This is a genomic window from Rhodococcus sp. NPDC019647, from assembly GCF_044389235.1.
In the GTDB taxonomy this organism is placed as follows: Bacteria; Actinomycetota; Actinomycetes; order Mycobacteriales; family Mycobacteriaceae; genus Rhodococcus_F; species Rhodococcus_F oxybenzonivorans.
In genome coordinates, this window is sequence record NZ_JBIRXS010000020.1 from 1 (window position 1) to 20,192 (window position 20,192).

Consider the following 20,192-nt stretch of genomic DNA (forward strand, 5'->3'; position numbering starts at 1 on the left):
AGGCCAGGGCGGATCCCGGTGGGTGATCCCATCGCGCTGCGCTTCGACCCGGAGACCAAACACCGACTCGACGAGATGGCCGAGGGCATCGGCCCGCGCCGGTTCGGGGCGCTGATCCGAGTCGCCTGCCGGCGACTGGTCACCCAGCCCAAAGCCGTCCGCAACCGTCTCGAGGAAGCGCGGCGCCTCTCGGCAGTCCGGCGGGCGATCCCGCTGGTCATGCTCACGCTCAAGCTGGAACCGGACACCGCGCAGAAGTTCACGGCGCTGGCCGCCCGGTACGACACCACGCTCAGCGCACTCATGCGAATTGCTCTGCACCGATTCCTGGAAACCCCCGGCCGCTACAAACATCCGATGCTCCGCGAGGCGGAGCGGACCGGACTGTCCGACAAGGTCGAGGTCATGGTCAACCCGTCGAGTAAGCACCAGATCTGGCGTCTCGCCGGTCGACACGGGGACAAGCTCAGCACCGCTCTTCTTCGGGTTGCTCTTCGCCGCCTGCTCGACAAGCCAGGTGACCTCACCACAGACCTGGAGAACATCGCACCGTTGCGCGATCTTCGGCCCGAAATCTTCTCCGCCAGGGTCAATGTGCACTTCGACGCCCCGCTGCGTGACAGGCTCGACGCCTTGGCCGCACAGGTGGGGTCCGATCGTGCCGAGTTGATGCGTCTGGCAGCGGAGCGTGTGCTCGAGGCCCCGGGAATGATCGAGCAGGCGGTGAATCGCGAGATATTCCGTAGCGAGAAGAACCGGGCGTATCTCATGGCGCGCCACGTCCGTCGCCAGGCGCGGCGCCGCACGCAGCCGGACTGATCAACCGGACACCCTCCGCACCCACACGAACTGATCGACCACAGCTGCTGGCCAGTGTGTCAGGGCCGGGTGGGGGTTGCGATGTACCCGCCTCCGGCGGTTACCCGGCCACCTGCGGTGTCCCCCGAATCGAGCTGCGCTGCGCTCCGCCGGAGGAGAAGAACATCGTTCTTTTGACCTGCTGGCCTGGCGATCCTGATCGACGGCGGCCGGGGAACAACCCCTGGCGGCGCAAGCGCCGGCACAAGGCTCCGAGAAACTTTCTCCACCCGTACTCGCTTCGCTCCCACGAGAAACTTTCTCGGCCCAGGGGTGGCACCCCGTCCTGATACCGCCGATCCGACTCTCCCTTGCCAGCAGGGCAAAAAGAACGATCAGGGGCCGCAGGTGCCTGGTCCCGAGCACGGGAGTCTTCCGTTGAGCAACACCATCATTCTCGATTCCGTCTACGACCCGTTCGACGTCGCACGCGTGATCTACACCGAACTCGCCGTGCCGGGCGATCCGGGGTTCGACGACCTCGACACCGTCACCCGCACCGTCCTTCTCGGCATGGTCTTCGACCTCGACCCGGACGACCCGCGCATCCTCGCCGCACACCGGCCGGTGAACCCGACCGATTTCGGCCTCACCGCCTGACCCCAACCCTCATCACCGAAGGAGAACCCGACATGACCCGCAGCACCGACACCATCACCGGCATCACCGTCGAAACCGACGGCACCTTGCAGGTCACCGACATGCGCGTGGACGACTTCTGGACCAGCCGCCGGATCGCGGACGGGCGCGGCGCGGCCCTGGACGCCGTCCGCGACTACCGCCTCGCCGCCTTCCCGATCGGCGGCAACGGACGCCCCGGTGTGGCCTGCCTGCTCGCCGGAGCCAACCACCGCTTCGACCCACGCCAACCCGAAAACCCTGCGGCCCACGCGATCATCACCCGCTACGGGTGCGGCACCGACACCCCGATCCGGGGCCGGGCCGTCATCCTCGCCGGATGGGAAACCGACCCGCGACCGATCCTCGAGCTGGTCGCCCGCGAGCTGGTCGCGCAGATCAACGCCGACCTGTTCGCGGCCCCCCAGGCGCGGATGCTCCGAACCGCCTGACAGAAGCCAAAACCGCACGGAGAAAAAGGGAAACACCGGACAGCTGATACCTGCCCGGTGTTCTCCTCTCACCCTAGGAGAGAGAACACCATGACCGCAAACACCACCGACACCGCCACTACCGCACACGCGGAACTGGTTTACCTGAACCCGGTCGAGGCCGAGATCGAACCCAACACCCGCGACAGCGTCGACCCGGTCAAGCTCGCCGAACTCACCGAATCGATCCGCGAACACGGCGTCCTCCAAGCGATCAAGGCCGTCCGCTACGCAGACGGCACCATCCGCGTCCGCGATGGCCAGTGCCGCACCCTCGCCGCCCGCGATGCCGGTCTGACCAGACTGCCCGCCCTGGTCACCCCGGACACCGCCACCAGCGACACCGAACGCGGCATCGAGCGGATCACCCAGCAGATCGTCGCGAACGATCACCGCAACGACCTGACCGCCGGTCAACGCGCGGCCGGTGTCGCGCAGATGCTCGACCTCGGCGCATCGGTCACCAAGGTGTCCAAGGCCATCCAGCTGCCCCGCGAGCAGGTCAAGGCACTCGCCGCCGTCGGCGCATCCGTCACCGTCCGCGAGCGCCTCGACCAGGGCCAACTCACCCTCGAGCGTGCCCAGGTCATCGCCGACTTCGACATCGCCGGTGACGACGACGCCGTCGCCGAACTGCTCTCCCCGCAGTGCTGGAACTTCCGGGCCACCGCCGAACGGCTGCGCCGGGACCGTGCCGAACGCGCTGCCCGCGCCGACGCCGCCGCCCCGTACGCCGAACGCGGCTACGTCATCCTCACCGAGGAGCCCAGCATCGTCGAGCACATCACCCTCGACGACCTGCGCACCACCACCGGTGAGCCGGTCACCGCCGAACACACCACCACCACGCCCGCACTGTGGGGAGTGTGGGTCGACCTGGACGAGGCCTATTTCGACCGGGAAACCGGCGAGGAAGTCGACGGCGAGAGCGTGGACTGGTCGACCGAGGACGACGACGAAGCCCAGCCCGAGGACGGCTTCCGGCACGCGAACACCGTCGAGACCCGCCCGGTCTGGGTCCCGGAGTACGTCTTCCTCGACCCGGCCACCCTCGAGGGCAGCGGATTCGAGCTGACCGAGACCTCCGCCGCCCTGCACACCACCCAGGTCGACGGCACCCACGCCGCCACCGATGCGCCCGACCCGCAGACGCAGGCCATCGAGGCCGCCCGCCGCGACCGCGAACAACAAGAGGCCCAGAAGCACGAGCGCCGCCGGGTGCGGGAATTGAACAAAGCCGCAGAGGCCGCCACCACGGTCCGCCGCGACTTCCTGCGCACCACCTTGCTCGCCCGCAAGACACCGCCGAAGAACGCCGCCGCCTGGGTCACCGCCACCCTCGCCACCGACCCGCAACTCCTCGGCGAGTACCACGCCGGAGATCACCTCGGCGAGTTGCTCGGACTCACCGGATTCACCCCCGGCAAGAACATCGCCGAGCTGGCCGACAAGAGCAGCGAGGCCCGCGCCCACGTACTCACCCTCGCCCTGGTCGTCGCCGCGATGGAAGGACGCATGGTCAAGGACGGCTGGCGGCACCGCCCACGCGGAGCCGCCACCTACCTCGACATGCTCGCCGCCAACGGCCACGAGCTAACCGACGTCGAGAAAGCCATCGCCGGACAACTCGACCCCACCGCCATCGACATCGACTGACCACCACCTGGGCCGGGGCACCACCACCCCCGGCCCAGGGCCGGTCACCGCGAATATTCGCGGTCGGCCACATCCCGCGCAGCCCAGGCCTGTCTCTCACCTCCCCGAGCGGGGCACGGGATGCGGCCGAGCAGCGGCCACCACGGGCGCCACACCCTAAGCGCACCCGGCCGCCCGGCCCCGAAAAGCAAAACTCAAAATACGCCACGAAACGAACCGAAACGGATTCTTTCCTGCCGTTCCCGAAATTCTTCTACCGGGCCACGATCCACATCAAGGACGCGCAACAAATAGTCGCCCGCGGTCGCGTACTCCCTTATATCGAGCGACTATTTGTTTCACTTTCCCTTGACGCTCCGGGCACCGGTGTACCGGACAGAAACGCGGCCAGTACGTCAAACAAGGCGTGCACCTGCAATGATGAGGAGCGGTATGCGTTCTCTGCGGTTGCCGACCGGCGGCACGGAAGGGTGGAGATTAATTGCTCACGGCGCGGCAGGAAATGCGAGAATAAAAGGTAGAATTTCACCGTATAAGCCTTGGAATAAGCGGTGATATTCGATAAACTGAAACCACTGGAAAATAATACTCGGAGGGGAATCGTGACGGTCACCATTTACGCCAAACCGGCCTGCATGCAGTGCAACGCAACATACCGCGCACCCGACAAGGCGGGAGTCGACTACACCACCGTCGACATCACCGAAGAGTCCCACGCCCGAGAACAACTCCGCATCCTCGGCTACCTCCAAGCCCCCGTCGTCACCGCAGGCGACGAGCACTGGTCCGGATATCGCCCGGACCGCATCCGCCGACTGACCGCGGCCTGAAACGCCCTCCCGTGTCACCGATGAAGGGACCGCCCGCCATGACCGCAGCACTCGAGCTGGTCCACGACCAGGCCACCGACACCGCGCCCGCAGAGTCCATCGAGGCCCCAGACCTCGGAATCGACGCCCACACCGACGTCGAAGTTCTATGCCTGTGCGCACTGCTGTGGGCACCGATCGACGCCGCTCACCGTGCCGTCGACGCACTCCACCCCGCCGACTTCCAGCAGCCCATCCACCAAGAGCTTTACACCGTCATCGCCGGCCTGGTCCGTGCCGGTGCCCCACACGATCCCACCATGGTCGCCGCCGACCTCGAACGCACCGGCAAGTTCGCCGGCCACCACGGACGCCAACGATCCCGGCACCTCGCCAGCATCACCACCCGCGGAGCCGACCACATTGCCCTCGACCACTACACCCGCGCCGTCATCTCCCAGGCCTACCGGCGCAGCTTCCGCGCCGCCGCGCAATCCCTCGCCCAAGCGGCCGAACAACTTCCCGAAGACCAACTCTTCGAGCACATGGTCGCTCTCGGCCGCCAGCAACGCGCCGCCACCCAGCGTCTCGACCACCTCCGAGGAGCAGACCAGTGACCGTCCACGCCGCCGCCCACCCGGCCACCGACGACGAACGCGACGCCTGGCAACTGCACGAGAGCGGACTGTCCTGGGCGCAAGTCGGCCGCGAAATCGGCTGCACCGAATCCGCCGCCCGCGCCTTCGCCGCCGCCTACCAGCAGCGCACCGACGCCGCAGCCGACGAGGCCCAGATCAGCCTGTTCTGACAGCCCCATGGCACACTCACACCGCAGCGCCATGTCCACCGACTACTTCCCAGGACTGCGCATGAGCGTCGATCACCACGGACAACACTCCGTCGACGGCGAACTCGCCCTCGACGCCACCGAAACCACCATCCTCGACACCTTCATCCGCGCCCTCGTCCTACACAGCCTCGCCGGGACAGAACCCGCCGGCCACCCGAAAGAGCCGTCATGAGCACCCAGCCCCGGCGCGGTAGGAACACCGCCGCACCCACACAGCCGTAGATCGACGGAGCCGTCCAAGGAATCAAGTCAAGACCACGGACAGAACACCACACTCGACCGCGACAAAAGCATTCATCCTCCTCGATCATGTCCAGACACACTCCGCCACCAGAGAGCAGTTGCCGAGAGGCCGATGACGTATTTCCGGGATGTTGGCCCAGATGATCTGAAAAAGCCCAGGGCCGTACGATGTTCGAAACGCCGTCTACCAGGAGTGATGCATGCCAAGCAACGAACCCGAAGATCGCAACTCCGCGACATCTGAGTCGAGTGCCGGTGACTCGGGACGGCTGACAGAGCACACTATTGGTGTCGCCGAGGTGACTTTCGAAGGGCTTTTCGTTCCGGGATCAATCTCGCAGGCGGTTGAGGAATCCTGGACGCCGGGCTTGACGAAGGATCTCTATAAGCGACGTTGGTACCTCACGAAGATCCTCGATGAGGCTCCACAGGGTTATTTTGGAAAGATTGGTTTCGTTCGCGAAGACGAGATAAATACACTGATTTTCGACAAAGAGAGGGGAGACTTTATTGAGGGGCAGGCACCCACAGGGGTAATGGTCCCATTCTTCCTCTCGCACTCAGGGGTTATTAGCTTTCAAATAATTTCAAATGTTGTCCGAGAGCAAACGTTTATCCGCGCCTTCAGTGATCTTATGAATTCCGGACGTGGCCCATCTCAATGGATTCTCACTCCCCTTGCCTATGAATCCGATTATAAGAATTGGTTGGAAACGGTTGAACGTGTCACACGATTCGACTTCACCCTGGACCGGCCAAATCCTCATTACGACGATGATTATCTGATCGAGAGGTTGGTCGAAGAAACCCACGTTGAGCATTTGCGTCTTGCCGGAACTGCTCCTGTAGATGGAAAAATTGATACGGATTCTGAACCATTCCAGCAAGCACTCGACCACGTCACCCGAAACTATGGGCGTGCAACCTTGACCGGAATTGACGATAAGAATGATGAAACAATCTGGACAAAAATAAAGGGCACCGCATCTAAAACACTGGCACGGGTCAGGACGCGGGGCTCGGGGCCTCAGGCGACCGAGGACGAACTTATGGCCGCAATATCGAGACTGCCGGTGGGTTCGTCTCCCATGGCCATGGATGATGCGTCCGATGAAATCGCCGGCTGACCGACGTGGGAATGTGTTGACGCGGAATTGGGATCTCTGCGTCAGCGTACTTCTGGCGGCGACCTTCTGTGTGATTTCTTTGCTCCGGGGTGAGACTTTGGAAGGAATCGGTCCAATGCTGGTTGCTGGGGTTGCTGCCGGCTGTGCAGTGGGCGCGACAACACTGGTTGGGAATCGATGGATCACCGACATGCTGAGTAAAGATGAATATGGCGTACTGATTCGCTCGATAGACTCAAGCGAATCGAACGTACGGAAGCCATATGAAATTGTCGCCGCTGTCGGCTTCTCTACCGCAGGTTTGTCGCTGTTCGTCTTTCTGATTTATAAGGCGATTCCGCCCAATCTGCTCGTCGTCTTGGCTTCCATCCTTGTGGGGCTGGGAATGTATTCAATTTTAGGGTCACTCACTCTTATCCGAATTACTCGGCGGCATTCGGCTCGAGCCGCCAGGATCCGCGCGCTCAAGGAAAAGAATGCCCGCGATCAAAGAATGCGCCGACGGGATTTAGGAAATGAGCAGTGAGGAGTTAGCGGGGCAGGTGTAATCAAGTCTTTATGCCGACATCAAGTGACGCAGACGGAATTGTACGGCGGCTATTTGCCTCCGGTTGAATGAGGCTCGTCATCACCCTTCGGGTCTGTTTCAGAGGCTGTTTCGTCAGGCTTGTTAAGATCTGAGAGAGCGAATCCGAACCAAACGTTTCTAGTTTGATCGTTAATTAATTGTCTTGCCGTGGCTAGTAGTTCTTCAAATGCTGCGCTTCGTCCGGAACGTTGTTTCTGAAGGGCACGTTGTCGCGCCTCGTCCTCGGCGGCATCATGGAGTGGCAGATGGTCTCGTAGGAGCTGCACTGCCTTACCGCGCTCTGCAAGAATATCCTTATGCTCCGGTAGGACGGATTCGTCTAACCACCAATCCACGGATTCGTGTTCTTCGGGCCCTGCTCGAAGACACTCAACGAATTTTTCAAATTTCCTAGCAACGTTTTCAACGTGCGTGCGGACTGGTCCCGTCCGAGTGATTGCTCTGGCGTAGAACACTGCAGACTCCGCGGCAGCGACGCCGGCGGTCACTGCCGCCTGGCGTGCTGTTGCCTCCCCACTAGAACTCGCGGTCACCCAGCGCCAATGGTCGAGAAGGGGGCCAATTGTGCTGATAGTCGCCCACATATCGGCAATTGCCTTTGTGTTCTCGCGGCGATGTACGTAGTCCCGATCTTTGATCGCACGAGTCTCCGCGTCTTCCAGCCCTTGTTGTGAAGCAGCCAAGGACAGCTGCGAAACCGCCAAAGCACGCTTATTCGAGCGGAGTGCGGCGACGACTGCCCAGAAGGTAGCCACGGCCGCAATCCATGCAGAAAGCGGACCCATCTGCACAGGGCCCCACTCGAATGTGTTCGCCAGCAACCACAGCAAAGCGAGAGCAAGTGTGGTCCATATGCCGATCAACGTTGCCCACTCTCTCACCCGCCGACCATAGCTGGCGCGAATGCGCTAACAAAAGGCGGAGACCATGTGTGCCAACGAACTGGATGACCACGGTTCGAGCCCGCGGACAGGTGCGACGTTCGCCGTGAACTAACGGTAGAAGCCAAATTGGCCCGATTGTGCGTTACCAGGATGGTTCCCGCCTGCCGGCTCGTGGCTTGAGAATCTTGCAGGACCGCAACCGGCCGCTTGCGGCCTAAGATTCAGGAGTGTTTCAGAAACGAACGTTTTCGGAACATGCGCGGCTCCGAGGGTTGACCAGGGAACGTATGTGTTCCGAAACTCGTGTCCGAAACCGATGTTTCACAAGTTCGGTTGTCGGTGAGTTATGGAACACTCCTGGCCCGTGAACGAACTTTTGGGCTACGCGAGGGTCTCGACCGCCGAACAGGCCGCAGATGCGCAGAGAGACGCTCTCAGCGCCGCCGGCTGTTCGCGCGTGTGGACGGACACCGCGAGCGGCGCGACAACGTCCCGTCCGCAGCTCAACGATCTCCTTTCGCACCTGCGGGAAGGAGACAGTCTGGTCGTGTGGCGGCTCGACCGGCTCGGGCGATCGCTCCCACATCTGTTGCAGACGGTGGAGGACCTCGACGAGCGCGGCGTCGGATTCCGGTCGCTCACCGAGTCGATCGACACCACTACCTCCGGCGGCAAACTGATCTTCTCGATCTTCGGCGCCCTCGCCGAGTTCGAACGCAATCTCATCCGAGAACGCACCGAGGTCGGCCTCGCCGCCGCACGAGCGCACGGACGTATCGGCGGCCGGCCCCCGAAGATGACTACCAACAAGATCCGGCAGGCTCACAAGATGCGCGAGAACGGAATGCCCCTCGTCGACATCGCCGAGATCCTCGGCGTGGGGCGTACGACCCTGTATCGGCATTTGAAGTGAGTCCACACTATACGGGCGGTGTCGTGTGTTCGCTCCAAAAAACTGTGGTCTCTCACCAGTTGGCGGCCCTGAGCGCATCCAAGGTTGCCTGGACCCCTATCGTGAGGAACTCAAGTGCGGTCATCGCGTTGACACCCGGATCATGCTCTCCACTTGTCGCATCAGAGCTGGCCGACACACGCCATACGAGCGAGATGGGTCCGGCTTTTGGCTCGCGGCGGATCCGGACGGTTGGCCGCTTGGTCGGTTCCTAAAATGCCGCGGAGCACGTCCGATGGGCCGCGATCCGTGAGTGTGTTGCCTGGGAATGTTGGATCCTTGTTGGGTGGAAGACGAATCGAGCCCGCCGACGCCAGCGGAGCGGCGGCTGTTGGAGGCCATCAGGAACGATGAGTTGTGTGATTTTTCGGATGGCGCCCCGATCGCGATCGAGGAGATGCCGCATTGGGGCGGCGACCGGACGGTGAGTGCAGACCTTTTCAGGCGGCTGCTCCTCAATGCCTATCCGGGCATTGAAGTCGAACAAGTCAGACTGCGGGGCGCTGTCATCAGCGGGCTCCTTGAGCTCCGCTTCGGACAGATACCGCCCGTCAAGCTGGAGCATTGCCGGTTGGACGGCGTGGAATTCGGCGGCGCAACGTTCACCGGCGACGCCGAGTTCGGCGGTGCGCAGTTCACCGGCCGGGCCGGGTTCCGTGGGGCGACGTTCACCGGCGGCGCCGGGTTCGACAAGGCGACGTTTGCCGGCGGTGCCCAGTTCTACGGGGTGACGTTCGCCGGTGACGCCTGGTTCTACGGGGTGACGTTCGCTGGCGACGCCGAGTTCGTACAAGCGATGTTCACTCGCGCTGGGTTCGACGGGGCGACGTTTACCGGCGACGCCGAGTTCCTCGATGCAACGTTCACCGGCGAAGCCGAGTTCCGTAAGTCGAAGTTTGCTGGAGACGCCGCCTTTCAGGGGGCGACATTCACCGGCGACGTTCTGTTCAATGAAGCGGCATTCACCAGCGGAGCCGGATTTTATGGGGCGTTGGCAAAGAGCTGGAACCTGTCTTTAGCGCAGTTCCTTTCTTTGGATCCCGGGCCATGGATCGGTTCCGAGGTGATCCTCGTAGGGGCGAGCTTTCATGTACGCAGCCGGGTGGTAATTACGGCATCGACAACCGATTGCAGCCGACTCCAAGCCAGAGAGGGCGCGCACCTCTTGATTCGTTCGCGGGAAGTTGATCTCAGCGATGCGGAGTTCCTTCGTCGCAGTATTCTGGCGGGGCCCGGTGCCGTGAGTGCGAGCCCCACCCGAATCGCCAGCCGCCTAGATCCTGGCGGACGCCCTCATGAGTGGGACCAGCTGTCGGAGATTCAACGAGCGCCATGGCAGGTCCGCAAGTCAGTCTTCGAGTTCGCGAGGCAACTCGCCACAGACCTCGATGAAGACCACGTGCCAGGATGTAGCGTGATGTCCTTGTCGAGGGCGAACGTCGGTAACCTGGTCATATCGGGAATCGCGCTCGGCGAATGCTCATTTGCCGGCGCGCATGAGCTCGATAAGATGCGGATCGACGAGAAGTGTTCGTTCGGCTGGACCCCTGAATGGTCCTGGCGGCGGCCGTTCACCCGCCGCCGCGTAATAGTCGAAGAGATACGGTGGCGGCAAGTACACACGAAAGGCTGGGGCGAGGCAGGCCCAAGCGAGGAACTCCTGCCAGCGCTTGAGATCGCAGGAATCTACCGTGACTTGCGCAAGGGACTAGAAGACGCGAAGAACGAGCCCGGCGCCGCCGACTTCTACTACGGCGAAATGGAGATGCGCCGCCTCGCGGGACGCGAGCCCGTCCACACGCGTGACCGGACATCTCCGTGGGTTGAACGCGCCCTCCTGTATGCCTACTGGGCGCTGTCCGGGTACGGGCTGCGCGCATCGCGCGCACTGGCCGCTCTTGCCTTGGTGCTCATCGGCAGTGCAGTCTTGTTCACACACAGCACCTTCGCCGCCCTAACCCCTCTAGCCGAACGCATAGTCGCCGTCGACCTTGCCACCGGTTCGGTAACGCACGCCCGCCCCGAAGCGACCACGGAGAGCCCGAGTTTCATCACGGCGCTGGAATTCTCCGCCCGAGAAAGTCTCTCCTTGCTGCAAACGCGCAGCACCGCGACGTTGACCACAACGCCACTCGGAACACTTCTCGACTTTCTGGTCCGGTTGCTGGGACCACTACTCCTCGCCCTTGCCGCCTTCGCAGTTCGAGGACGAACCAAGCGTTAACGGACTTCCCACCTGTAGCACAAGACGCCTACAGGTTCCGCGGATCACCGCAGTCGCCGCCTATCACCGGTGCCCTCGACCTGCTCGGGGACCGGGCGCCGTCGCAGCCCACCCAACCGCGGACAAAGTGGGGTGCAATAGGGCTTCCTGCACCTGTTCGTCGTCCCGCCCGTGGCCCACAGTGGCACTGTCTCCCTCAATGCCCGCGACCGAGCGGCATGCGGCGGCGCGGCCGAGTGTCTGTACCAACGCTTCGTCGGAATAGTGACGGCATGTCTCTGCACTCGAGCCAGTGTCGAAAGTGGCAGCCGGCTCCGCTGGCCACCCGGCCGTGGCAATCGCGACAGCGGACACATTGCGCCGCCACCACACCGGAGCCGCCATGACGAAATCGCCTATCTATTGCCGATAAGGGCCGTACGTGCTCCAGCCATTCATATGAGGTTGGAGTTCGTCGTGACTGCAGGTAGCTACCTGGATGATCTGCAGTGGCCCGTTGAGCGGGTCGGTGTACTCGGCGTGTGGGCGGATCCAGCTGGTCCATTCCCGTGTTGCCTCTTGGTCGGGGGTATTGAGTGACACGGAGTGGGCGTCGATCTCGTCGGCGTACATCCGCATGGCTGCGGCCGCATTGCGCCGTGCCAACTCGTCGCGAAGACGCTCCGTGTTGCGCTCGTATGTCAGCGTTGGTAAACGCCTCCTTCTTCACCTCTTCCCAGCGAACCTGACGGATCAGGGCGCGGCGATCCTCTTCTTGTCGCGCCCACTGTGCCTGCGCCTCGGCGACCTCAAGTGTGTGGACCAAGGTGGGCAGCTGCTCTTCGAGCGTGGCTCCGTCGGTATCTCTCAGACTCAGGATCGGCTGCTGTTACCGCCAGCGTCGACGAGCTGCTCTCCCATGCCGTCGACCGGGCGCACCGGCTCGCCGGCACCCGCGGCTCGGGCGACCAAGAACACGATGTACGCGCGCGTACTCGTCACCTTGGGCAGCCCGATGTCCGTCGCCGAATTCCAGCAGTGGTCCTACCCAGCCTGCCATGCATGACATGACTCGAAGTTTCATGCTGACGCTCGACAGAAAATAGACACGTTGCAGTTAAGTCAGTTCACCGGATAGAGCTCTGATTCCCCTGGCGGCCGCGCGGGGCTGGGCCTCGATCGCATTAAGGATGCGATGAAATCGGTTCACAAAGTACGCGGCCAGTAACGATTGGCTGCAATGAGGGCGTCGAGGCTCTTCTGAGCGCGGACTTCGGCGGATACCGATGGGGCCCACAATCCGGTGTTGTGAATCTCCCGTACCGCGACATCGCCCAGACCCTTCATCGGAACCTTCCTTGTCTCAAGGAGTCGGAATCTGGTGTCACCAGGGATTTCAGGCTCATAGAAGTCGCTCAAGGTTCGTCCGTCCCATTCGTGTTCGGGTGCCACGATCGTCGACGACACGCGGCCTGTTGTCCCGGCGGCGGGTTTGACTGCGGCACATCTTGCCGCCAGCGCCACCGGAGCCCCGAACACTGATACGTCGTAGCGTAGTGGCGTCCCTGCGTACCCGACGATGACCGGTCCGCTCGCCACGCCGATGTGGGGCCGGTATGCGTGAACGTCATGGCGACTCATCGCAATGGCAGCCTGGATGGCGTCGCCGAACGGATCCTCCGATCCAAATTCCTCGGCGAAGACCACCATCACTTCATCACCAATGTACTTGTCAACTATGCCTGGGCGACCACGAAGCGCCTCGGCAGAAATCCAGGCGAAGAAGTTCTGCACGTAAATAAGCGTCTTCACCGGAGTCATTTCGAGTGTTCGGGTCGAGAACCCGCTGATATCGGCGAACAGCACTGTTGCGTTCAGCTCTCGACCTTTTACTGGAAAAGGGAATCCGCCCCCATCGTTGAGAACACCGTCGACGTCACTATTGGTGGACGCCAGGAAATCTTGAAGGGAATGGAATCGTTGCTCAATAGCCATGCTCAGCACCGCTTTCGTTTCTCCGATGAGGCCTCGAAAGCAGCGTAACCCCGAGAATCGGGGCAAAGGCCGTAGCTGCGCCGAATCTGACACAACGCGACGGGGATTGCGCTAGGCACTCTTGAAGAAATTAGTGATCAGTACAACAGCCCGAAGCGTCTCTCGTTCGGCCGCGCTCTCGGCCGATGCCGGTTGCGCAGGAAGCTCTGGCGAGCCGCTTTGGTAGCGGCGATGACTTGACGGAGGGATTCGTCGACGGGAGGTGTGCAATAAAGTATCGGTGCGTACAGGTGGCGCTGGAGGATCAGGCCACTGACGCGGAACCTCACCGACATGCGGTCGGCGAACGAAATGAGGGGAAATGGCAGAAGATTTTCGCGACCTGACCGAGCGTGTTGGCTTCCTCCACAACGCCGAAACACATGAACAGATCGGTGCCGGGCGCCTCGATCTATCGGCAAGGGCAATAACGTTTGAGATGCCGGTAGACGAAGATGTGACGACGAAGCTTGGTTTGTCGCGGTTTCCGAAGTCGGACGAAGAGCTTAGCGAACGGTTCGTATTCCGTGACCGGCACGGAAAAGTGGGACTCGGTCGATGCCACCTTCGTTCGTCCACGAGCAACTGGGGAGGTGGGCTGCCTGGCTGGGTTCGGCTGGACGCGCAGTATGCCGTCGAGATCGGCGCGCTAGACCAGGACTACTGGGCTGTGAACGGTCTACGCACCGAAATCGCGGGGCTTGCCGCATGGACGGGACTGTCGTCCGTGACAACCAAAACGGAAACCGGCGAGCATGGCCTTATCAAGGGGGTGACCCAGAATGCGGTATCGGGCGAACCGATCGAGATTGGGACCCCGTATGGCCTGTCGATGTATCCGTACTTCTCGTCGAAGGAGTCGCGCGCGAACGGCCGGTACACGCTCACGGAAAAGACCTTCGTTCAGACAAAGACTGAGGATGCCATACCGTGGGAGGAGCACGTGCCTGCACACCAGAGCGTGCAGGACCTGATCGTCCTCGCATATTGGTCGCCGTGCGGGCTGCAGGTTGCATCAGTCGGCAATGACCGATACCCCTTGACCTTCCCTGGATCTGATCAACGGATCGCTGACAAATGGCGCGAAGTCATAGCTACATGGGGCGGACGAGGCAACTGGGAGACCCCGATGGAGTTGCCGACTGACAAGTCGGTGCTCTTCCATATGGGTGATCTCGGAGTTCACAATGTGCGTCGCTGGATAGAGGAGTCGGAAGACTGGCTTCGGATTGTTGGACCCCTCACATCATCCCAGTTCCAGAAAAACCCTCCTATCGAAGCAAAATTCATGCAGATAGCGGTGGCGATCGAGGGTCTCGGATATCGAATCGGGAAGGAACAAGGACTGATCAATGATCGAAAAACGAGTCTCGACTTTCCGAAATATCTAAAACTTATCCACGAGTCTCTCGACTGCTCCGTCGAAACAGTTCTGGAAGGTAGTCCAGGCAACGGAATTAGTGCCTTTGCTGACTTCTCCTCATGGGCAGAGGCATTCAACAAGACGTACAAGGAGGCGAAGCACGCGGACCATCCCTTGCCTGATTATGTTCGCGCTTGGGTACTGGCTGAGTCCGGGGCACTGTTGGTTCGACTATGGCTGGCGCGTCATTTTGGCGTCGAACGAGAACGGTTGGAGCAAAATGCTAAATATCTTCGCTAGAATTTAGTGCGGATCGAGATGGTGTGACACAGTAGATTGCCTTGTCAGCTGTTCGGACAAATCGACAAGATGCGCAGCTATCGAGTGACAATAGCGTAAAGCTCATAGGCCTGAGTTGAAGTCATACCCTGATCGACTCTTTGCGGAAGGACCACAGGAAGCGACGACGTCATCTACGAGATCCGATACTTCGGTCGCAGTGTTCCTCGTCGCGATCGGGCTCGGTGTTCTCGTGTACTGGACCAGGCTGAGATTCGGCACGGGTTCATCTGGATGATCACGCCCTCGGCCTGACCTTCCACGGCGGCTGCGTTTCTAGCTGACTGGTCGGCGCCGCCCAATCAGCTGCGTCGGTGTCTGATCCCGCATCACGAGGCCGAAGAACTCATGACACGCGGCTTTCGCGGCATGTCAGACATTGCCTTCGACCAGTACCTTTCCTCGCCGGGTCGGACACGAATTCGTGATCGTGCCGTTTTTTATGCTCTCGGTTGCGGCCGCACTCACGGCAGTTCCGACCGCCGTTCTTGATGAACGTGTTGTCCGGGGTGAACTCGTGCCCTGCAGGGCAGAACTGCGGAGCAGATTCCCATGCAAGGCGGCAGGTCAAGCAGCGTCGCTGTGTCGTCAGATTGTCCGGGTCGATCACATACTCGTGGTTGTGCTTCGGGACATGCCTCGCGTTCAATCGGCAGATCACGCAGTTGCGTTGTCCGTTGGATCTGTACTCAGAGGTCGCCTCTGTGAACTCGTGACCATTCACACAGTGGGTGACCTCTGGCGCGTTCTCGCGACACGTCAGGCATCGCCGCTTCTTCGTGTTAGGACTATCCGGATCGGGAATGAACGGGTGACCGAGCTTCTCGATGTGGTATCGGTCGATGACGCACTGGAGACAACTACGCTTGCCATTTCTGACTCGCTTGTTTTCCGGCGTGCACTCATGGCCGCGCGGGCAAAACGAGGGCTTTGATTCCGCGACCTCTTTGCATGTCAGGCAGCGTCGCCTCTTGGTGCTTGCGTTGGCCGGATCGGGCACGAACCCGTGCCCGTGTACTTGGACGTGGTATCGGTCGGTGTTGCATTGGTTGCACCGGCGATGCCCTTCAAGTCCGTAGTACGTGTTGTCTTCGTCGTAGGGGTGTCCAGCAGGACATGTGCGGACCATCTCGCCAGCCCGGCGGAGATTCTCGGCGATCGAGACAGCTTCGAGATGGTTCGGGTTACAGCAGAGTGGAACCGCGCACAGATGGTCGACGGTCAGCCCGAGTATGGATTCTTCGCCATGGACCAGCGCGTAAGCGAGCCGATGAGTCTGGACCGATCGACCTCTCCGCTTCTTCCCGGGTACTGCGAGGTAAACCCGACCGTACCCCTGCGGAGACTTCGGACCTGTCCAGATATCGCAGTCGTCCGTCAGCCCGTAACTAACGCGACCGTGCTCGGATACCGGCTGGGACGTGACACCATTCCGCAGCTTCGCCACCGGAGATATGACGTTCGTCTGAACCCCATGCCCCGAGAGATAGAAAAGTCCCTCGTGGGATGGATCCACACGTACCAATTCTCCACACCCGCAACCACAAGCTTGTTTCAGGGGATCCCCGTAGTTCTTCTTGCGGTAGTAGTGCGGCTGGCACAGACCCGTAGTCTTAGCTGGTCGGGGGCACTCGTCGACGCCGCAGGGGCCGACGTTCACACGAGGGCGGCCGCGAGTCTTCGCCGGCTCAACGCCGACGAGTGAGGTGACCGTCGTCGTTTCGACGGATTCCAGACCGACTCCCGACTCGACGTCTTGTGTCGCCAATGGCGAGTATCGCTCAGCATTGTGTTTCCGGGCATTGCAACTCCAGTGTGCTGCGCGACAGTTGGCGAGCGTGTGAGGACCGCCCTTAGACAGGGGCTGTTCGTGATCAACGACGGGTGCGAGTGGCTCGTACCTGCTCCCGAGATCGCGAACCGTCCGTTGCCCCTTTGGGATCTCCAGGTTGCAGATATGGCAGATCCACCGATCTCGTTCGAACACGTCGCTGGCAAAGACCAGTTCCGCAGGCACACCCCATTCTTCAGCTCGTCTGAGCGCAGCGCGTGCCTTAACGAGTTCCTTCTTCCGCAGCTCACGATGCTCAGGGCACCGCTGTCTGAATGGGCCGCGGCCGCTCGGGCGAGGGTCGAACATCGTGGGGCAATCGATGCACTTGACGAACATGCGGCCTCTCCTCGCTCGGACAACGGATTGTGCCATGTGCCACCGACAATGTGAGGGTAAGTGCCGAGACTTCACTCTGTGCCTTCTGGCCGGTCCAAGTCTCGCGGGGACGATCCTCCGCGCAACCGCGAGGTGCCCAACGGCTTTTCTAGGCCACCTGCGGTGTCCCCCGATAGGAGCTCCGCTGCGCTCCGCACCGCAAAAGCGTTCTTCTCTTTTTCCCTTCTGGCAACCAATTTTGGCCGGCGGTGACCTGCGCACAACCCCTGGCGGCGCAAGCGCCGGCCTACGGCTCCGGACAACTTTCCGCGACTCGCAAGCTCCCCGCGAAAACTTCTCCGGCCCAGGGGTTGCACTCCGGCCCCCTCATACCGGCCCAAATTTTTCCTTGCCAGAACGGCAAAAGAACGGGCGGGACTCCGGTCCGGCTCACCTACTTCTCGCAAGGAGCGTTTCTATGATCCGCCTTCGCACCGCCACCGATGTACTCGCCGCGATTCCCGCGATGCTGGGATTTACTCCGGTGCAGTCCATCGTGGCGATTCTGCTCGGTCAGCTCGACGATGCCGACGGCATCACCGGCACCCGTATCGTGGTCGCGGCCCGGTACGACGCCGACCAGGACGCCGAGATTTCCGCCGAACGGTTGTGCGGCATTGCCGCCCGCGAGAACGTCACCGGTGTGATCCTTGCCGTGATCGCGGGCGGACTCGGCGCGGCGGCAGCACTCGACAACATGACGACACTGCGCGACCGTCTCGCGGCCGAGGGCGTCGCCCCGGTGTTGTCGCTGCACACCGCTGAACTCACCGAGGGATCAATGTGGATCGACCTCGACACCCTCGAGCGCGGTGCAGTGCCGGACCCGACCACCTCCGCCGTCCACGCGGCCGTAGTGTTCGACGGCCGCAACGTTGCCACCTCACGCACCGCGATCGCCGCCCGCTACGGTCTCGCCGCGGAAGCGGATCCCCGCATCGCCGCTCGGGCCGCCGCCGAACAGGGTGACGACTTCGCGCGCGCAACCATCACCGAGTTCGCCGCCGTCATCCGCAACGGTGAAATCCCGAGCGCCGACCTCGCCGCCCGCGTGGGGCTGGTCGCCGCGAGCGGACCGACACAGCGCGACGCGTTTCTCGGACTCGCCCACTACGGGGCGGCCGAGGCACACGCGGCAATGATCCTGGTCGCCAACCAGGTACGCGGCCAGGCCCGCGTGCAAACCCTCACCATCACCGCCTACTTCGCCTACATCGCCGGAACCGGCCCGGAAGCGGGCATTGCAATCGACGCCGCCCGCGCCAGCGCCGACGATGCACCCGAGGCGGAGACCCGGTTGCTCGACCTGCTCGACATTGCATTGCAACGCGCAATGCGCCCGGACACGATCGCTGGACTCACCGCCGCCGGGGTCGAGAGCGCCCAGAAGTTGGGTGTCGAGTTCGACTGACAACAGATAGGGAGCGCGCCCCCGGACAGGCTACGTTCGGGGGTGCGCTCCCGGTCAGGGTAGAGGGTGTTCGGGCATCGAGCCCGAACACCCTCTGCGCGTCTGCGCGCGCACCACATGTCGTGTTGCGCGGCCGGCGGTTGCTAGAGGTAGTCCTTCAACGCGTGCGGATCCGGAAAGGCAACGTCGATTCTCGCTTCGTTCGACGGTCCGGCGTTGACAGGCGTGCCCGCGACGACAGCCTCGAGGTCTGCGTCGGACACCTCCCAGGTGTGCTTGGTCAGGTGATACAACGTCGCCTCGATGTCCGACCGTTGCACCGGTGTTGCGTTCTCGCTCATACGCTCCCCTTCCATCGGCCTAACGTTTCCCGTCGGGGCGGGCGGATCGTGTTGTCGATCCTGCTGCTTCAGAACAAGGTCGGTGTGTCGGTGTGCAGGAACGCCGCCTGTACGGCGTCGTCGTCCCACCCGCCGCGCACCGCTTCACGCAATGCCCGCGAACGCGCTGCGCGTGCCGCCCGATCGGGTCCGTACCAATGCCATATCTGACCGCGGCCGCCGCCGCGCCCCTTCGCACCCATCCCGGCGAGATTCTGTGCCTGCGTGCCGAGCACGACGTGCGGACGACCTAACGCTTCCGACGCCCTCACACAGATCGGGTTGTCGCAGACTTCGTGCAACGCGACCTCGTCGTCGGTCAGTGGGCGGCCGAGTTCGATCGCCAGCGCGTATCGGTGCGGGCGCACCACCTTCTGACGGCCGTTGCGTGAAACCCAGAAGGCCGTACCCGTCGTCGGCGATGGCGCCGGCGAAGATCCAGCAGTCGGTCGGCCGCGGACCGCGCACGATGAACTTCTCGAATCGTTGCCGCTCCGCACTGCCCGCTGCGGGAAGCGTTAGGTGCTGCGGGTTCACGCTGTCACGTCCTTTTCGCCGCGCCGGTGTCGCGGACGGTGACCCACAGATGGGGACTGCGAGATCCCTCATGTGGATACCCGAGACTTCTCATTCCGCTCCGCTCGGTCTCAGGTAACGCACAATCGGTCGCAGCCCACCAAATGTGGATAACCGTTGGCGGTGGGCACCGTCGTGGGTCTCATACGGATGTCAGGACGCGAGCTGCTCGGCTTCGTCGGAGTTGTTCTCCGCGGTCGGCGATTCGGTGACCGGCTTCGGGGCAGGTTCGGCAACCGCCTCGGCCGCCGGTTTCGTCTTCGGCTTCGCCAGGCGCACCAACTCCCGCACCCTCGCTTCAGACAGTTCGGTCATCTCCGCGATGGCCGATGTCGACTCGCCGCGTTGCTTGAGCCCGAGAACGGCCGCGGCCTGCCGGGTTAGAGCGTTGGCCTTCTTCTGCTCGGCTTCGGCACGAATCTTCCGGATCTTCTCCTCGACGTCGGAATCGGCCTTCTCGATTTCGGCGGTGGAGTTGAAGAACGCGACGAGATCGTCTTCGTTCTGCTTCAATCGGGCCTGCTCGGCGGCGAGCCGCTCCGCGTTCGCCTTTCGGACGCGCTCGCGCGCGCTGATCGTTGCTTTGTTAGAGGACGCCAT

Annotated in this window: 21 protein-coding genes; 15 read left to right on the forward strand and 6 right to left on the reverse strand. The window is 62.2% G+C overall.

Annotation, left to right across the window (positions count from 1 at the left end; all coding sequences use genetic code 11):
- The 10 genes from ACH49N_RS26935 to ACH49N_RS26980 all read left to right on the forward strand — a co-directional run.
- Positions 1–819: CopG family transcriptional regulator (locus ACH49N_RS26935; protein WP_358275539.1), on the forward strand; the 819-nt coding region annotated here is incomplete at its 5' end.
- A gap of 417 nt (positions 820–1,236) precedes the next feature.
- Positions 1,237–1,458 (forward strand): hypothetical protein, encoded by a 222-nt coding sequence (locus tag ACH49N_RS26940; RefSeq protein WP_358275541.1) that lies wholly within the window; start codon positions 1,237–1,239, stop codon positions 1,456–1,458.
- Between the two features lie 32 nt (positions 1,459–1,490).
- Positions 1,491–1,928, forward strand: coding sequence for a hypothetical protein (locus ACH49N_RS26945; protein WP_358275543.1), 438 nt, complete (start codon positions 1,491–1,493; stop codon positions 1,926–1,928).
- A gap of 90 nt (positions 1,929–2,018) precedes the next feature.
- A complete protein-coding gene (locus ACH49N_RS26950; protein WP_358275545.1) occupies positions 2,019–3,623 on the forward strand; it encodes a ParB N-terminal domain-containing protein in 1,605 nt (534 codons plus the stop codon).
- Positions 3,624–4,225: 602 nt separating this feature from the next.
- Entirely contained in the window at positions 4,226–4,453 is a 228-nt protein-coding gene (gene nrdH / locus ACH49N_RS26955) for a glutaredoxin-like protein NrdH (RefSeq protein WP_358275546.1), read from the forward strand.
- A 38-nt stretch (positions 4,454–4,491) separates the two neighbouring features.
- Entirely contained in the window at positions 4,492–5,049 is a 558-nt protein-coding gene (locus ACH49N_RS26960; protein WP_358275548.1) for a DnaB-like helicase N-terminal domain-containing protein, read from the forward strand.
- On the forward strand, positions 5,046–5,240 hold the full coding sequence (locus ACH49N_RS26965) for a hypothetical protein (protein WP_358275550.1): 195 nt from the start codon (positions 5,046–5,048) through the stop codon (positions 5,238–5,240). The genes ACH49N_RS26960 and ACH49N_RS26965 overlap by 4 nt, the downstream gene beginning before the upstream one ends.
- Before the next feature lie 7 nt (positions 5,241–5,247).
- Complete coding sequence (locus ACH49N_RS26970) at positions 5,248–5,454, forward strand: hypothetical protein (RefSeq protein WP_358275552.1); 207 nt, start codon at positions 5,248–5,250, stop codon at positions 5,452–5,454.
- A gap of 271 nt (positions 5,455–5,725) precedes the next feature.
- Positions 5,726–6,652 carry a hypothetical protein gene (locus ACH49N_RS26975; protein WP_358275554.1) on the forward strand — a complete coding sequence of 309 codons (927 nt, stop codon included), beginning with the start codon at positions 5,726–5,728 and terminating at the stop codon, positions 6,650–6,652.
- Entirely contained in the window at positions 6,636–7,178 is a 543-nt protein-coding gene (locus ACH49N_RS26980; protein WP_397504798.1) for a hypothetical protein, read from the forward strand. The genes ACH49N_RS26975 and ACH49N_RS26980 overlap by 17 nt, the downstream gene beginning before the upstream one ends.
- Before the next feature lie 71 nt (positions 7,179–7,249).
- On the opposite strand, the gene ACH49N_RS26985 is transcribed toward ACH49N_RS26980, so the two are convergent.
- Positions 7,250–8,122 (reverse strand): hypothetical protein, encoded by an 873-nt coding sequence (locus ACH49N_RS26985; RefSeq protein ID WP_358275558.1) that lies wholly within the window; start codon positions 8,120–8,122, stop codon positions 7,250–7,252.
- A gap of 349 nt (positions 8,123–8,471) precedes the next feature.
- Between ACH49N_RS26985 and ACH49N_RS26990 the strand changes: the two genes are divergently transcribed.
- The 3 genes from ACH49N_RS26990 to ACH49N_RS27000 all read left to right on the forward strand — a co-directional run bounded on the left by ACH49N_RS26990 (position 8,472) and on the right by ACH49N_RS27000 (position 12,346).
- Positions 8,472–9,038, forward strand: a complete 567-nt coding sequence (locus tag ACH49N_RS26990; RefSeq protein WP_358275560.1) for a recombinase family protein — start codon at positions 8,472–8,474, stop codon at positions 9,036–9,038.
- 325 nt (positions 9,039–9,363) lie between these two features.
- Complete coding sequence (locus ACH49N_RS26995; RefSeq protein WP_358275562.1) at positions 9,364–11,301, forward strand: pentapeptide repeat-containing protein; 1,938 nt, start codon at positions 9,364–9,366, stop codon at positions 11,299–11,301.
- Positions 11,302–11,872: 571 nt separating this feature from the next.
- Positions 11,873–12,346 carry a hypothetical protein gene (locus ACH49N_RS27000; protein WP_358275564.1) on the forward strand — a complete coding sequence of 158 codons (474 nt, stop codon included), beginning with the start codon at positions 11,873–11,875 and terminating at the stop codon, positions 12,344–12,346.
- A gap of 140 nt (positions 12,347–12,486) precedes the next feature.
- On the opposite strand, the gene ACH49N_RS27005 is transcribed toward ACH49N_RS27000, so the two are convergent.
- The gene (locus ACH49N_RS27005) at positions 12,487–13,275 is read right to left on the reverse strand and encodes an adenylate/guanylate cyclase domain-containing protein (RefSeq protein WP_358275566.1); all 789 of its coding nucleotides are present in this window, start codon (positions 13,273–13,275) and stop codon (positions 12,487–12,489) included.
- A gap of 361 nt (positions 13,276–13,636) precedes the next feature.
- On the opposite strand from ACH49N_RS27005, the gene ACH49N_RS27010 reads away from it, so the two are divergent.
- A complete protein-coding gene (locus tag ACH49N_RS27010; protein ID WP_358275567.1) occupies positions 13,637–14,977 on the forward strand; it encodes a HEPN domain-containing protein in 1,341 nt (446 codons plus the stop codon).
- A 385-nt stretch (positions 14,978–15,362) separates the two neighbouring features.
- On the opposite strand, the gene ACH49N_RS27015 is transcribed toward ACH49N_RS27010, so the two are convergent.
- Positions 15,363–17,222, reverse strand: coding sequence for an HNH endonuclease (locus ACH49N_RS27015; protein WP_358275569.1), 1,860 nt, complete (start codon positions 17,220–17,222; stop codon positions 15,363–15,365).
- A 421-nt stretch (positions 17,223–17,643) separates the two neighbouring features.
- On the opposite strand from ACH49N_RS27015, the gene ACH49N_RS27020 reads away from it, so the two are divergent.
- Complete coding sequence (locus tag ACH49N_RS27020; protein WP_358275571.1) at positions 17,644–18,636, forward strand: DUF4192 domain-containing protein; 993 nt, start codon at positions 17,644–17,646, stop codon at positions 18,634–18,636.
- Between the two features lie 143 nt (positions 18,637–18,779).
- On the opposite strand, the gene ACH49N_RS27025 is transcribed toward ACH49N_RS27020, so the two are convergent.
- From ACH49N_RS27025 to ACH49N_RS27035, 3 genes are all read right to left on the reverse strand, one after another.
- Positions 18,780–18,977 carry a hypothetical protein gene (locus ACH49N_RS27025; protein ID WP_358275573.1) on the reverse strand — a complete coding sequence of 66 codons (198 nt, stop codon included), beginning with the start codon at positions 18,975–18,977 and terminating at the stop codon, positions 18,780–18,782.
- Positions 18,978–19,045: 68 nt separating this feature from the next.
- Positions 19,046–19,384, reverse strand: a complete 339-nt coding sequence (locus ACH49N_RS27030; protein WP_358275575.1) for a hypothetical protein — start codon at positions 19,382–19,384, stop codon at positions 19,046–19,048.
- Positions 19,385–19,745: 361 nt separating this feature from the next.
- Entirely contained in the window at positions 19,746–20,192 is a 447-nt protein-coding gene (locus ACH49N_RS27035; protein WP_358275577.1) for a hypothetical protein, read from the reverse strand.